This is a genomic window from Neobacillus sp. FW104-15D2, from assembly GCF_058790155.1.
Window position 1 is genome coordinate 38,099 of the sequence record NZ_JBYTCJ010000002.1, and the last position, 15,562, is coordinate 53,660.

The window sequence follows — 15,562 nt, forward strand, 5'->3', positions numbered from 1 at the left end:
TTCGCCAAGTCCTTTTTGGCGGATGCCTTAGTTTTGCTTATGCGTTCAGAATTTACGGATATAAATTCTGATTACCTAAGAAAAAGCCGTCAGTTGACGGCTTAATTGATTACATAAAATCATAAGGTGTGACATTTTCCATCCCAATCATTGGATCGGCATTCATTAGCACTTCTGCATATGGAATGTCTGAATCAGGTTCTTCATCTTCCTTCTTTTGAGGAGAGACTCCCTCGTTCTCTATTGCATCCTGAAGCTTGGCACACAGTGTTGTTTGTCTGTTTTGTTCATCTGCCCGTTCAACACCAATCTTAAGGGCTTCTTCTTCTCCGCAAAGTATGAGGAATTGCTTGCTTCTTGTAATAGCTGTATAGATTAAATTTCGTCTTAGCATTCGGTAATAACTTCTGGTAACAGGTAAGATGACAATAGGGAATTCACTTCCCTGTGATTTATGAACGGAACAGCAATAGGCGTGAGTGATCTGATTTAGATCACTGCGTGTATACGTTACCTCAATTCCTTCAAAAGAAATGATAACCATATCCTGTTTTTCAGTATTTTCTTTTGCGTAAAATATGGATACGATTTCCCCAATGTCTCCGTTGAAAACATTACTATCCGGCTGGTTCACAAGCTGAAGAACCTTGTCTCCTATCCTATACTTTACCTCTCCGAAGGCTAATTCCTTACGTGTTCCATCAGGGTTAGGATTAAAAATTTCCTGCAGGAGAAGATTAAGCCGGTCAATTCCTGCTGGCCCTTTATACATTGGTGCAAGCACCTGGATATCCTTAGCGGTATACCCTTTATTTTTGGCATTAAGGGCAACCTTTTCGACTACCTGTGCAATTTGTCCAGCAGAGCATTTAATGAAAGATCTATCCTTGCTTTGTGTAGAAAAGTCATTTGGCAGCTGACCCTTTTTTATAGCATGGGCCATCTGAATAATAGAAGAACCTTCGGCTTGCCGGTAAATATCAGTCAGACGCACCGTGGGCACCCGTTCGGACTGCAAAAGGTCTTTCAAAACCTGTCCGGGACCAACAGATGGCAGCTGGTCTTCATCCCCAACCATGATAACCTGAATATTCTCTGGAAGGGCTTTAAAAAGCTGATTGGCCAGCCATATATCCACCATAGAGGTTTCATCAACGATAAGTATTTTCCCATCTAGAGGGCTTGCCTCTCCATGATCAAATCCTTCTGTCCCATTAAACCCAAGCAGTCTGTGAATGGTTACCGCTGGAATACCTGTCGATTCACTCATCCTTTTAGCAGCTCTTCCAGTTGGAGCAGCAAGCAGAAATGGGAAGGATTCATCTTTTTTCTGATAATCCTTTGGATCAAGCGAACAGCCATGAAGCTCACCATATAGCTCAACTATTCCCTTAATAACTGTTGTTTTTCCTGTTCCAGGTCCTCCAGTCAAGATGAGCATAGGTGACATAAGGGCCTTCTGAATCGCTTCTCTTTGGCTTTGTGCATATTGAACTCCAAGCCTGTCCTCCAGCTCTCCAAGGGCAAGAAGAAATTCAGATTCCGGGAATTGCTCAGCATATTCTGTTTGCTGGAGAATTCTCTTAATGTTCGTTACAAGTCCTTTTTCCGAAAAATAAAGAGAAGGAAGATAAATTCGTTTATCCTCCACTATTATTTTTCCTTCTTCTTCTAGGCTAATAAGTTGATTTGAAATCTCAATGAATTCAATTTCATCACGTTTATTTTCCTCAAGGAGAGATTTTACTTTTTCCAAAATCTCTTTTGCATGAACGTAAACATGGCCAGACTGCAGACTTTCAGCCTCAAGGGTATATAAACAGGCAGCCTTTATGCGGTCCGGATGGCTGCCTGTTATGCCAAGCTGATACCCAAGCTCGTCGGCCCTCCCAAATCCTATGCCCTCAATCGTTTCAACAAGCTGGTAAGGGTTTTTTCGGATAACGTCAATCGTTTCCTCTTTATAAACCTGATAAATCCTCATGGCAAGCTGCGGGCCAAATCCAAAGGAATTTAAGGCGACCATTACCTGTTCAAGGCCTTGATGTTCCATTAACGTATCGTATAATAATTTTGCTTTGTCAGGGGGCAGCTTAGGTACCGAATCAAGCAGGGACGGCTGTTTTATTATCTTTGAGATTGCTTCCTCTCCTAGTGTCTCAACAATGTTTTCGGCTGTTTTTTTTCCTATACCTTTAAAAAGCTCGCCTGATAGATAAGCGATAACTCCTTGCTTTGTCTGCGGCATTTCTTTCTGGTAGTGGCTGGCATGAAACTGGAGGCCAAATCGCGGATGCTCTTTAAATTCACCGTAGAAAACGTAGGTTTCCTGCTCATGTATCTTTGGAAAATAGCCAGTAATAACTGCCTCTTTATCCTCATAGGTATCATTTGTTTCATCTACGCGAATTCTCATAACAGTATAGAGATTTTGTTCATTATGAAAAATGGTTACCAAGTGCCTGCCCTTCACATAACGTCTCTGCTCGCCAAATAAGTCCAGGGAATCCTGCTTGTCCATATGCTCCCCTCCCTTCTTTTATGTAAAATTGATATTATTCTGCGCCTTGCTCAAATACTTTTTTTGCATAAGCTGCAAGGACATGGTCTGGCTGAATTTCCAGTGCATTATTAAACATTTCCATAGCCTTTTCTGTTTCATCCTTAAGCCCATAAGCAACACCTAAATTATAAAATGCATCCGAGTGACCTGGATCTAGTTTTATGCATTGCTCAAATTGATCTTTAGCATCATCAAGAAGCTCAAGTCGGGCAAGACACATTCCATAGTGAAAATGTGCCTCAGCATCAGACGGTTCCAATTCGACACTTCTCTGCATAAAGGGAAGAGCCAGTCGATACTGCTCAAGCTGAATCAGGGACATTCCAAGCATAAAAAAGTTATCTGCCGTCTGAAGCCCTTTTTCCATGGCTGTTTGAAACATCTTTGATGCTTCCTGGTAACGTTCCTGGTTAAAATAAAGATTCCCGGTGCTATAATAGGCTGCTGCTGCATTCTCGTCAAGCTCTATCGCTTTTAGATAAAATTTTAATGCTTTATCTTCTTCACCAACCGCAGTCAGGACATTACCAAAATTAATATATCCCACTGGATTATTTGGATCTTCTTCAATAGCTTCATTGAAGGCCTTTGCTGCTTCTTCCCACTTTCCATCTTGCATATATTGAATACCTAATTGGTTTTTATCCACAGTAACACTTCCTTTTCTAGAAAAAAGTATAGCATATTCTTGCTGAAATGCGTTAACGACCATATGGCAAAGACACCTCCTGTATAGGAGGCGTGATAAAGCTTTTGCAATTAGTTAACTTTACGCTGATTAGATACCCTTTAGGGAACCTGAAATTCATGAGGTAAATTAATATGGGTTTTTGGTGACCCATTATATCTCTTAAGAGCGATTTGGGGCAGATTAGAGGGCTGGACTCCTTTTACCCAGTTTCGGAGAAAAAAAATACCCCGCCTTTTTCTGGAGGGCGGGGTAAAACTATTTAGCCGACATAAGTCAGGCGTTTGCTATTTTTGAATACATCATCAATGGTGCCGCCGCCCAGGCATTCGCCGCCTTTATAAAAAACGACTGCTTGACCCGGAGTAACAGCCCTAATTGGCTCTGCAAAGATTACCTCAGCTCTATCGCCATCAAGAATTTTAACTGTTACCTTATGGTCTTCCTGGCGATAACGGAATTTAGCTGTGCAGTCAAATGTTTCTGGCTTGTCACGGTCTGATACCCAGCTTAATTTTACCGCATTGATTGAGTCTGAATATAAGTTTTCATTATGGAAGCCTTGGCCGACATAAAGAACATTCCGGTCAAGATCCTTGCCAATGGCAAACCAGGGATCTCCGGAACCGCCGATACCCAATCCATGGCGCTGCCCAATGGTATAGTACATCAGGCCATCATGCCTTCCCATTACCTTCCCATCCAGTGTTTCCATATTACCTGGCTGGGCCGGAAGGTATTGGCCAAGAAACTCTTTAAAATTCCTTTCACCGATAAAACAAATACCTGTGCTGTCCTTCTTAGTTGCAGTTGCCAATCCTGCTTCCTTTGCAAGTTCCCTTACTCGCGGCTTTTCGAGGTTTCCAATTGGAAACATTACCTTGCTAATCTGATCCTGGGACAGCTGATTGAGAAAATAGGTTTGATCCTTATTTTCATCAAGGCCACGAAGCATTTTATATTCTCCATCCCGGAATTCCACTTGGGCATAATGCCCTGTCGCAAGATAATCTGCTCCAAGATTCATTGCATGCTCAAGGAAAGCTTTGAACTTAATTTCTTTATTGCACATTACGTCAGGATTTGGTGTTCTCCCTGCTTTATATTCTTCAAGAAAATAGGTGAATACCTTGTCCCAATATTGTTTTTCAAAATTGACGGCATAGTATGGGATTCCTATTTGATTACAAACACGAATCACATCATTGTAATCCTCGGTAGCCGTACAAACACCGTTTTCATCGGTGTCGTCCCAATTTTTCATAAAAATGCCGATAACATCATAGCCCTGTTCCTTAAGAAGCAGCGCTGCTACTGAAGAATCGACACCTCCTGACATTCCGATGACTACCCTTGTATCTTTAGGTTCTTTCTTTTCCATTTTTTCACCCCGCTTTTCGGTAAAGTCCGAATCTATTTATTTTCTTAAGCGCTGAACCGTTCTTGCTGTTTCCTCAGCCGCTTTAAGTATCTGTTCCTTTGTATTCCCTAGTCCAAAGCTAAATCGTATTGAATTCACAAGCCGTTCCGAGCCTTTGCCAAACATTGCGACAAGGACATGTGAAGGTTCAATGGATCCTGCAGTACAAGCAGATCCGCTTGAAACCGCCACTCCTGCCAAATCAAGATTGACAAGCATGGCTTCAACATTTGTTCCGGGAAAGCTTAAGTTTATTACATGGGGCAGGGAATATTCAAGTATTCCGTTTATCTCAAAATCAACCTGCTGGTCCTCAAGTGTCTTCATAAAAATGCTTTTGAAGTTCTGATATAATTCCCTTTTAGCATTTTGCTCTTGCTGAACAATTAAAACAGCTTCCCTGAAACCCGCAATAGACGCCGTATTTTCAGTACCAGCCCTTCTTTTTCTTTCCTGGTCACCGCCAATGGATCTCTGTGCTAATTTCACATTTTCTCTTGCATAAAGAAACCCTATCCCTTTTGGGCCATTTATTTTATGAGCTGATACAGATAAAAGGTCAACTTGGATCTCATTTACATCTATTTTTTCCAGCCCGTATGCTTGTACTGCATCCGTATGGAATTTAGCCGGATGATCTTTTAAAAGTTCCCCTGCTTCCTTTATTGGCTGAAGGGTTCCGACTTCATTGTTTCCATACATAATGGAAACAAGAATGGTATCATCCCTTAGGGCCCCTTTTAAAGCATCGATTGAAATTCTCCCTGTATCATCCACCGGGAGGTACGTTACCTCATATCCCATTTTTTCAAGCTTTTGGCAAGCGAGCAGAACAGCATGGTGCTCAATTTGAGTGGTAATAATATGTTTACCCTGTCCCTGATAAGCTTCTGCCACTCCAAAAAGAGCAAGATTGTCCGCTTCTGTACCGCCGCTTGTAAATATAATCTCGTTTTCCTTGGCCCCGATACTTTTCGCCATAGTAAACCTTGATGTATCCAGAATATTACGGGCTTCCCGACCAAATGAGTGAATACTTGAGGGATTACCGAACTGAGCGTTCATTACCTCAACCATTTCTTCTATTACTTTTGAATGTATTGGCGATGTGGCAGCATGATCCATATAAATGCGTTCCATGTAATTCACCTTCATTTCAGTTCTTCATTTATTTTTCCCTATTAACTTAATAGCTTTCAATTAGAAGATAATTTTCTGCTTATACCGCTTAAATATAAAACATATACGCATCTGATTCGTTATCGCTGCTATGGTTTGCCAAGTCTTCAAGAGTTGTATTATCAAGAACATCCTTAATTGCATCACGAATGCGTATCCAAAGTTCCCTTTTAGCAGGCTCTTCATCTTCTATTCCCTCGACAGGAGTAATTGGGCCTTCAAGAACCCGGATTACGTCACCGGATGTAATTTTCGAAGGAAGATCAGCGAGGATATATCCTCCATATGCTCCCCTTATGCTTTTTACAAGCCCTGCATTACGAAGCGGAGCAATCAGCTGCTCTAAATAATGCTCTGATAAGTCATTTGCCTGGGCAATGGCCTTTAGAGAAATGGGGCCTTCTCCATACTTTTTCGCAAGTTCAATCATGATGGTTAAACCGTACCGTCCTTTAGTTGAGATTTTCATATACTCACATCCCCTTTTGAATTTTCATCTGTTACTAAAAGATTTTTCTTATTAGGCAGTTTTGCCAAAACAAAATTAATTAAGCTGTAACATTGCGGCAGGGCAAGTCCTGTCAGCGGTCCAATTACAAGACAATATAAAATGGTTCCCCAGTTAACAGGACCTCCAAGCCTCCAGCCAATGATTAAAACGATTATTTCAATTCCAGCCTTAACATTCTTTATTTTCCAGCCTGTTTTAGCATTGAGTGCCATCATTAAACTGTCCCGTGGACCAGTGCCCAGACTTGCTGAAATGTATATTCCCATTCCGTAAGCACTGAGGAAAATCCCAGCAGTAAACATGGCCAGCTGACCAAAAAAAGAGTCAGGCGTTTTCATAAATGGAAGAGCTATATAAAAGTCAATAAATACACCGATTAGAATCATATTCAAAAAAGCACCAATATGCGGAATTTCTCTGGATATCAGAGCAGCAGCCGTCAGAACTAGGATTCCCATAATTATGGACCAGCTGCCAATAGTCAGTCCCAGATGATAAAAAAGCCCTACATGCAGGACGTCCCAAGGAGTAGCTCCAAGATTGCTTTTAATAAAAAATACAATCCCAAGAGACATAATCAGCAATCCAATGATAAATACCAAAAATCTATATCCAGCCTGCCCTCTTCTTTTTTCCAATATTTCAACCAGCTCTCTGATCTAAGATAAAATAAACCATTTCCATTTTACCAAAAATACATAGTATTTTTATAGGCTTTAGAAATTATAGCACAATTAACCCCAGGAAATACATGGGCAGGTAAACTTCTGCTCTGTTGGAAAGTAAGATCAGGGCTTATTTCATAGGATTTTTGATAAATAAATGGTATGGTTAAAAGTAATTAATGACCAAATGGAGAGATAAATGATGCAGCAAAAACCACTTGCTTTTCGTATGCGTCCCAGGACAATTGAAGAGATAGTTGGACAGCAGCACCTGGTAGGCAGCGATAAAATTATAGCCAGAATGGTAAAAGTCAAGCAGCTAACGTCCATGATATTATACGGTCCTCCCGGAATTGGAAAAACATCAATTGCCAGTGCAATTGCAGGCAGTACAAAATATGCTTTCCGTACGCTAAATGCTGTAACTAGTAATAAAAAAGATATGGAAGTTGTTGCTGCTGAAGCGAAAATGTCAGGTAAAGTTGTTTTACTTCTTGATGAGGTACACCGTTTGGATAAAGGAAAACAGGATTTTTTGCTGCCCTTTTTGGAAAATGGAATGATTGTTTTGATAGGTGCTACGACAAGCAACCCTTACCATGCCATTAATCCAGCTATACGGAGCAGATGCCAGATATTTGAGTTAAAACCCCCAACACCTGAAGAAGTTAAGATTGCTCTTTTAAGAGCAATTGCAGATGAAGACAGGGGTTTTGGAAAAAAGACTATCCAAATCGACGAAGATGCATTGAGCCATTTTGCTGCGGCAGGAAACGGGGATGTCAGAAGTTCTTTAAATGCCCTTGAACTTGCTGTTCTCTCGACTGATGAGGATGAAAGCGGAATAATTCATATTGATTTAAGTACTTCCGAGGAATGCCTTCAAAAGAAAAGTTTTTCGCATGACAAAGATGGGGATGCCCACTATGATGTTCTTTCAGGATTTCAGAAATCTATCCGAGGAAGCGATGTAGATGCTGCCCTGCACTATATGGGGAGACTGATTGAAGCAGGTGACCTCCCCAGCATCAGCCGCAGGCTCCTGGTAATTGCCTACGAAGACATTGGCCTTGCCAATCCCCAAGCAGGTGCAAGAACTTTGGCTGCAATCGAAACAGCAGAAAGAGTAGGATTTCCGGAAGCCCGTATTCCCTTTGCAAATGCAGTAATTGAGCTTTGTTTATCACCTAAGTCCAATTCAGCCATCTCCGCAATAGATGCTGCTCTATCGGATATTCGTAATGGTAATATAGGTGAAGTTCCTGATCATTTAAAGGATGCCCATTACAAAGGGGCAAAAGAGCTTGGAAGAGGAATTGATTATCTCTATCCTCATAACTATGAATCTGGCTGGGTAAAGCAGCAGTACCTACCGGATAAATTAAAGCATAAACAGTATTATGCTCCAAAAAAGACCGGGAAATTTGAACTGGCGCTCGCCTCTGTTCATGAAAAGTTAAAGAGAAGCAAATAACCCCCGGAATTTTTCCGAGGGTTTTCTTTTTTATGCGGCAACATCTCTTTTGTTAAAAATATAAAAAGCAAGGAAATGGAATACAAGAAAATAGATTGTAAGTACACTAAAAGAGAAGGAAAGGCTCATTCCATTAATAAGAGGAGATCCTTCAAAGTATTGCATTAGATCTGTATTAGCAAACAGAATGTATTTTGCCCATGAAAATTTCATTGCAATAAGATTGGTAATCTGGCCTCCTGTAAACATTAAGAATACAGATAAACCAATAGCAAGAGAACTGTTTCGGAAAACTGCTGAAATCATAAATGCCATTGTAGAGAGCATTAGCATGCCAATAGAATTCATTCCGTAGTATTTGATTAAGTGGATTACTATGTTTTGTTCTGTTACTTTTCCATCGTAGTAATTTAGGTATGGAGCCGTTTTATCCGGAACACCAAACAGGACTGCGCCCAGTGCAGAAGAATAAATAAAGAGAATGGCAAGTAAAAAAAGTCCAAAAAGCAATATGGATAAATATTTTGCCAGAAGGATTTTGCTCCTTTTGATTGGCCTAATTAGTAATAGTTTAATAGTTCCCCAATTAAATTCACTAGCAACAATCCCACCGGAAATAATAATGACAAATAAACCGGCCAGTGATATTATTTGGGACGAATCAGTTACAAATCCCCAGATAGAATATTTTTCTTCGGGGGCAAGATGATGTTTTAAACGATATTCATTGATGGCTATCTGCCGTTGCAAATAGTCCTTTTCCGGTTTCGAGTTACTTACCGCCATCTGCTGTTTTGATGCCGCCGTTTCTTCCTTTAAGGCCTGCTCCCACCTTGGATTACCGATATGGTCGATTTCCTGATACTTGATAAAACCAGCAGCAATGGATGTAATAAGAATTAGAATGCCTATCATTACATATGTACCTGGACGGTGAAATATTTTCATAAGTTCATTTCTCACTAAATTAAACATGAACTGCTTCCCCCTTTTCCGAGGTAAGTTCAAGGAATCGATCTTCCAGAGTTTTAGGAACTTCTTTTATTCCATAGACCTGGATTCCTGCCTCTACCATCATTTGAACAACTGTTGGAATATCTTCCTTTTCAAGGCTGGCTGAAATTCCATTACGCGACCGTTTGGAAGCAGCTTCCGGATAACTGGCGTTAATAAGTAATATAGCCTCATCAGCAGGCTGAATCTCAAACTCAAACACCGTTTCAGTTCCTTGTACAAAGTCATGAACTGACTGGACGTCAATCAATTTTCCATTTTGAATAATCCCAATTCTATCGCACATCATTTCCATCTCAGAAAGTAAGTGACTAGAAACTATCACGGCCATATTTTTTTCTCTGGCCAGCTGCCTCAAGTAATCCCGAATCTCCCTAATGCCTGCAGGGTCCAATCCATTTGTTGGCTCATCAAGAATCAGCACCTTGGGATCATGCAAAAGACATTGGGCAAGACCAAGTCTTTGACGCATTCCTAGTGAATAAGTTTTAACCTTGTCATGAATTCTTTCAGTTAATCCTACCAGATCCACCGTTTCATTAATTTTTTCTATTGTGATTCCTTTAGACATCCTAGCGTAATGGACCAAATTATCATATCCACTCATAAACTTGTACATTTCAGGATTTTCAACAATTGCTCCAATATGACTTACTGCCTTTTCAAAATCGGTTTTTATGCTTGTCCCGCCAATTAGAATATCTCCTGATGTGATTCTAATCAATCCAACAATCATGCGGATTGTGGTTGTTTTACCTGCTCCATTGGGTCCAAGAAATCCAAAAACCTCTCCTTTATTAACACGAAAACTAATATCATCAATAATTTTTCTGTTTTTAATTACTTTTGTAACATTTTTCAGCTCTACAATTGCTTCCAATCTATTTCTCCTCTCAAAAAAGTTGTTTCCAATTCATACCATAAATAGTTTACCTTATATTATTTATAAAATCTTCCCCTTTTTTATTTTCTCCGCTTAGGAACTCGCTTTCCGGCGGTTCGGGAGCCTGTCAAACATCAGTGCCTAGCTACTCGAAGCCGCTATAGTCCTGACGCTGAAGTAAAGAACAACTTCGTCGTCTCGCCCTTCGACTCTCAGGAAGTGCTAATGAGGCGTCGCCGCAAGGCCTGGCAATTTTAGCCGGCCAGCGCTTGTCGGGGGCTGAACAAGGCGCATCCGTTCTTCTATCTCCTCGGCGCTGTCCATCTGCAGGTCCCGCCGGAGTCTCGCGTTAAAAGAAATGGGAACAACAAACCGCTAAACCTCCTTGTCGCGCCTTGCTGAAGAGTCTTGTGAGCCGATATTTCAGAAGGATATTTAACCACATTCTCGTTGAAAGTGTGTACGAAGGAAATACGAATCCATTTTCGAGAAGTGTCACAGATTCGATTGCGATCAAGCATCGTGTAACAGGACCAAAAGAAAAAACACTCCCTTTTAAAAGAGAGTGCAGCTTATCCTATTTATCGGAAACACGCTTAATGTCAATGGACCCTAGCAATTTTTGTACTGTATAACTTGCCATGATTAAACCTGCAACTGAAGGTACAAAGGCGTTAGATGAGGGAGGCATTTGAGCTTTACGAATTTCAGCCTCATCATTCCCCACTTCTTTACGGATATCTTCACGAATGACGATCGGGCTTTCATCTGAAAATACGACCGGAATTCCTTTACTAATTCTTTCCTTGCGAAGCTTTGTTCTGATTACTTTTGCAATGGGGTCCGTATGTGTTTTGGAAATATCGGCAATTTGGAATCTTGTCGGATCCATTTTATTAGCAGCTCCCATGCTGGAGATAATCGGGATATTTCTATTTAAACATTCTTTCATAAGGTGAATTTTGTAAACAATCGTATCTGAAGCATCAATCACAAAATCCAGATTGTAGCTAAATACCTCCTCATACGTTTCTTCTGTATAAAACATCTTAAGAGCCGTAACATCACATTCTGGATTAATATCAGCTATGCGTTCCTTCATCAGATCAGCCTTTGGCTTTCCAACGGTCGATAAAAGTGCTATAACTTGGCGGTTTACATTCGTAATATCAACGACGTCTTTATCAATCAGAATCAATCGGCCAACACCGGACCTGGCCAGAGCCTCAGCAGCAAATGAGCCAACTCCCCCTATTCCAAGTACAGCAACAGTGCTGTTTTTTAATAGTTCAAGGCCTTCCTTACCAATTGCTAATTCATTACGGGAAAATTGATGCAGCATATTGTTCACTCCATTTTAAAATTCCATTATCATATTTTATTATCTTTTACCCGTAAAAGAATATATCATACCTCTAGATAAAAACAAGCAAATCTATTGGTTTAATTATATTAAAAGGATGAAAAGACCTTTTTATGTCAGTCTGCCCATTTACGTCCTTCATAGACCGATGAAAAACTTTTGCGCGGTTTGCCACTGAGTTTTATTTTTCATTTATCAGGGGTTTATGTATTTAACTAAATAAAAAACCTCTGAATCTCAGAGGTTTTAGTTAACAAATGGAAAGAGCCCCGATTGTGCCGTTGCGAGTCTGCCCCAGTTTTGATCCCGCACACAGCAGGTGGGTTTCCTGTCCCCATTCCTTGCAAGTCCTCGTGAAGGAGGCATGTACGCAGATGGAGAACTCCGGACTCCCGGATAAATAATGTTGGTCAAAACTTTAGGTAAATCAACGAACACTTCAGGACTCTTTTAATTGATTTCATCTTACCATAGATTTTAGTACCCTTTCAAGGAAGAGCCTATAGGAAATTATTGACTTTTTCTAACATTTAGCGACAAATTTAGATCTTTTAACTGTGATTCACTTACCGGACTTGGAGCATTTGTTAACAGGTCGCTTGCACTTGCTGTTTTAGGAAATGCAATAGTATCTCTGAGATTTGTGCTCCCTGCAAGAAGCATTACCAGACGGTCAAGACCTAGCGCAATACCGCCATGCGGAGGTGTTCCGTATTCAAAAGCTTCAAGAAGGAAACCAAACTGTTCCTTTGCTTCCTCAGGAGAAAAGCCAAGTATGCTAAACATTTTTTCCTGTATATGCCGTTCAAATATCCGCAAAGATCCGCCGCCAAGCTCATAGCCGTTCAGAACAAGGTCATATGCCTGAGCTCTTACGCTGCCTGGGTCACTGTCCAGCAGTTCTAAATCTTCCCTAAATGGCATTGTAAAAGGATGGTGGGCGGCATAGTATCGTCCGTCCTCCTCAGAATACTCCAATAGTGGCCAATCCGTAACCCACAAGAAGTTAAACAAGCTCTGGTCGATTAATCCAAGCTCCTTGCCAAGTTTCACCCTTAATGCGCCAAGGGAGTCAGCAACGACGCTTTTCTTATCTGCTACAAACAGCAGCAAGTCGCCAGCTTTTGCCTCCAATACTGCTTGTAGAGATTGTCCCTCTTCCTCTGAAAAGAACTTTGCAATCGGCCCTTTAAGTCCATCTTCTTCAACCTTAAGCCAGGCAAGACCTTTTGCTCCATAAACTTTAACAAACTCTGTTAAAGCGTCAATATCTTTACGGGAATACTTTTCAGCTGCTCCGCTAACATTAATAGCTTTTACCTGTCCGCCGTTTGAAACAGCATCAGCAAAAACCTTAAAACCAGAGGATTTAACTGATTCAGATAAATCTACTAGTTCCAAGCCAAAACGAGTATCCGGCTTATCAGAACCATAACGGGACATTGCTTCATCATATGTCATTCGAGGGAATGCGGCATTCAGTTCAATTCCCTTAACCTCTTTCATGACTTTTCCCATCATTCTCTCCATCATGGTAATGATGTCTTCCTGGCTCAAAAAGCTGGTTTCAATATCAATCTGAGTAAATTCCGGCTGTCGGTCTGCACGAAGGTCCTCATCTCTGAAACAGCGGGCTATCTGATAGTACCGCTCTACTCCTCCAACCATCAGCAGCTGCTTAAACAGCTGTGGAGATTGCGGAAGGGCATAAAATTCACTGGGATGTACTCGGCTGGGCACAAGATAATCCCTTGCCCCCTCTGGAGTACTTTTCGTTAAAATTGGTGTTTCAATATCAAGAAATCCTTCGCTGTCCAAAAAGTCTCTGATAGATTTTGTTGTTTTGTGACGCATCTTTAAGGTTTCAAAAATAACAGGGCGGCGGAAATCCAGATAACGATATTTCAATCTAACGTCTTCTGAGGCCTCTGTTTTGTCAGAAATAACAAAAGGAGGAGTTTTGGCTTCATTTATAATGGAGACCGTTTCAGCCTGCACTTCAATTCTGCCTGTTTTTAGATTATTATTGATTGTTCCTTCAGCTCTTTCTACAACCGTACCTTCTATATCTAGTACATATTCATTTCTGATTTTTTCAGCAGCAGCAAGCGCTTCTTTTGATGTATCGGGATTAAATACAACTTGAACAATACCTGTCCTGTCGCGAAGATCAATAAAAATCAGCCCGCCCAGGTCACGTCGCTTTTGCACCCAGCCCTTTAAGGTAACCTTTTCACCAATTGCTTTTTCCGTTACTTCTCCGCAAAAATACGTTCTCCCAAACATCATTATAATCCCCCTCTATCTTGCAATTCCTGAAATACAGTAATAAATGAATCAAGCTTGATTTCTTTTTGTTCACCAGATGTCATGTCCTTTAAATTAATGACTTCATTTTTCAGCTCGTCATCACCCAGAACCGCCACAAACTTTGCTTTCACCCGGTCAGCAGCCTTAAATTGTCCTTTAATTTTTCTGTCCAGATAATCACGTTCAGCTGAAAATCCAGCCTGCCGTAACTGCTGCAGTAAACCAACAGTATAATCTTTTGCCTCTTCACCAAGGGAAACCAAATAGCAATCTATTCCCTCATTAAGATTCAACTCAATTCCCTCTGCATCAAGAGCGGCGATAAAGCGTTCTATACTTAGGGCAAAACCGATTCCCGGTGTTTCCGGTCCGCCTATATCCTCAGCAAGGCCATTATATCTTCCGCCTCCACAAAGAGTGGTAATGGCTCCGAAGCCCTCTGCTTCACTCATAATCTCAAAAGCCGTATGGTTATAATAATCCAGGCCTCTTACAAGATTGGGATCCACAACAAATGGAATATCAAGCAGGGTTAAATATTTTTGAAGTTTTTCAAAGTATGCTCTGGAATCGTCATTTAAGAAATCAGTGATTGCGGGTGCTGTTTTCATTAAAGGATGTTCCCGATCCTGTTTACAATCAAGTATTCTTAAAGGGTTTTTTTCTAGTCTTGTCTGACAGTCTGAGCAAAACTCCCCAATGCTTGGCTTAAAGTGATTAATCAACGCTTCCCGGTGGGCATTACGGCTTTCCTTGTCTCCAAGACTGTTAATCACCAGACGAAGCTTTTTAAGGCCTAGCTCTTTATAAAGATTCATAGCCAGAGAAATGACTTCCGCATCAATTGCAGGGTCACTGCTTCCGAGTGCCTCGATCCCAAATTGAACGAACTGGCGGAATCTTCCCGCCTGCGGACGTTCATATCGGAACATCGGCCCCATATAATAAAGCTTTACAGGCTGGTTGGCCAGACCAAACATTTTTTTCTCTACATAAGCACGTACAGTTGATGCTGTACCTTCAGGCCTAAGAGTAAGATCACGTTCTCCTCTGTCCTTGAAGTTATACATTTCTTTCTGAACGATGTCAGTTGTATCTCCAACTCCACGGTGGAATAGTTCTGTATGTTCGAAAATAGGTGTCCGAATTTCCTGATATTGATATCGTTCACATAACTCACGAGCTTTCTGCTCAATTAACTGCCACTTTTCCACTTCTCCAGGCAGTATATCCTGGGTCCCTCTCGGAATATTAATTGACAATGCAGTTCCTCCTCATAAAACAATTTTTTATGTACATATAAAATAAAAAGGGCCGGCAAACCTTCGGAACAAAAAACAAAAAAACTCCCATCCCTTGTGTAATACAAGGGACGAGAGTTTGAAGTTCCCGTGGTGCCACCCTAGTTGAAGGCAAACAATGCCTCCCGCTCGAATACAGTTAACGCCTGTTCACGTTCCATCCTATTCCGGAATCCGTTTCAGATAGAAGC

12 protein-coding genes, 1 other RNA gene and 1 other annotated feature (1 of these 14 only partly in view) are annotated in these 15,562 nt (G+C 41.0%); of the genes, 1 reads left to right on the plus strand and 12 read right to left on the minus strand.

Annotation, left to right across the window (positions count from 1 at the left end; all coding sequences use genetic code 11):
* Positions 1 to 109 precede the first annotated feature (109 nt).
* The 6 genes from recD2 to AC3WR0_RS02010 all read right to left on the minus strand — a co-directional run bounded on the left by recD2 (position 110) and on the right by AC3WR0_RS02010 (position 6,999).
* The gene (gene recD2, locus AC3WR0_RS01985; RefSeq protein ID WP_492550753.1) at positions 110 to 2,521 is read right to left on the minus strand and encodes an SF1B family DNA helicase RecD2; all 2,412 of its coding nucleotides are present in this window, start codon (positions 2,519 to 2,521) and stop codon (positions 110 to 112) included.
* Between the two features lie 34 nt (positions 2,522 to 2,555).
* A complete protein-coding gene (locus AC3WR0_RS01990; RefSeq protein ID WP_492550973.1) occupies positions 2,556 to 3,212 on the minus strand; it encodes a tetratricopeptide repeat protein in 657 nt (218 codons plus the stop codon).
* Between the two features lie 301 nt (positions 3,213 to 3,513).
* Complete coding sequence (gene mnmA / locus AC3WR0_RS01995) at positions 3,514 to 4,632, minus strand: tRNA 2-thiouridine(34) synthase MnmA (protein WP_027319943.1); 1,119 nt, start codon at positions 4,630 to 4,632, stop codon at positions 3,514 to 3,516.
* Between the two features lie 36 nt (positions 4,633 to 4,668).
* Positions 4,669 to 5,811 (minus strand): cysteine desulfurase family protein, encoded by a 1,143-nt coding sequence (locus tag AC3WR0_RS02000; protein ID WP_027319942.1) that lies wholly within the window; start codon positions 5,809 to 5,811, stop codon positions 4,669 to 4,671.
* Positions 5,812 to 5,899: 88 nt separating this feature from the next.
* The gene (gene cymR, locus AC3WR0_RS02005) at positions 5,900 to 6,319 is read right to left on the minus strand and encodes a cysteine metabolism transcriptional regulator CymR (RefSeq protein ID WP_027319941.1); all 420 of its coding nucleotides are present in this window, start codon (positions 6,317 to 6,319) and stop codon (positions 5,900 to 5,902) included.
* Complete coding sequence (locus AC3WR0_RS02010; protein ID WP_492550754.1) at positions 6,316 to 6,999, minus strand: YczE/YyaS/YitT family protein; 684 nt, start codon at positions 6,997 to 6,999, stop codon at positions 6,316 to 6,318. The genes cymR and AC3WR0_RS02010 overlap by 4 nt, the downstream gene beginning before the upstream one ends.
* Positions 7,000 to 7,228: 229 nt before the next feature.
* Here AC3WR0_RS02010 and AC3WR0_RS02015 point away from each other — a divergent pair, with 229 nt between their 5' ends.
* Complete coding sequence (locus AC3WR0_RS02015; RefSeq protein ID WP_492550974.1) at positions 7,229 to 8,500, plus strand: replication-associated recombination protein A; 1,272 nt, start codon at positions 7,229 to 7,231, stop codon at positions 8,498 to 8,500.
* Between the two features lie 30 nt (positions 8,501 to 8,530).
* On the opposite strand, the gene AC3WR0_RS02020 is transcribed toward AC3WR0_RS02015, so the two are convergent.
* From AC3WR0_RS02020 to hisS, 6 genes are all read right to left on the minus strand, one after another.
* Complete coding sequence (locus tag AC3WR0_RS02020) at positions 8,531 to 9,475, minus strand: ABC transporter permease (protein ID WP_492550755.1); 945 nt, start codon at positions 9,473 to 9,475, stop codon at positions 8,531 to 8,533.
* A complete protein-coding gene (locus AC3WR0_RS02025; RefSeq protein WP_492550756.1) occupies positions 9,468 to 10,394 on the minus strand; it encodes an ABC transporter ATP-binding protein in 927 nt (308 codons plus the stop codon). The genes AC3WR0_RS02020 and AC3WR0_RS02025 overlap by 8 nt, the downstream gene beginning before the upstream one ends.
* Before the next feature lie 580 nt (positions 10,395 to 10,974).
* Positions 10,975 to 11,739 (minus strand): tRNA threonylcarbamoyladenosine dehydratase, encoded by a 765-nt coding sequence (locus AC3WR0_RS02030; protein ID WP_492550757.1) that lies wholly within the window; start codon positions 11,737 to 11,739, stop codon positions 10,975 to 10,977.
* A gap of 283 nt (positions 11,740 to 12,022) precedes the next feature.
* Positions 12,023 to 12,209: non-coding RNA, 6S RNA (gene ssrS, locus AC3WR0_RS02035), on the minus strand.
* 61 nt (positions 12,210 to 12,270) lie between these two features.
* A complete protein-coding gene (gene aspS / locus AC3WR0_RS02040; RefSeq protein ID WP_492550975.1) occupies positions 12,271 to 14,046 on the minus strand; it encodes an aspartate--tRNA ligase in 1,776 nt (591 codons plus the stop codon).
* A 2-nt stretch (positions 14,047 to 14,048) separates the two neighbouring features.
* On the minus strand, positions 14,049 to 15,332 hold the full coding sequence (gene hisS, locus AC3WR0_RS02045) for a histidine--tRNA ligase (protein WP_492550758.1): 1,284 nt from the start codon (positions 15,330 to 15,332) through the stop codon (positions 14,049 to 14,051).
* A gap of 103 nt (positions 15,333 to 15,435) precedes the next feature.
* Positions 15,436 to 15,562 (minus strand) — a binding site (T-box leader) (it continues 107 nt past the right edge of the window).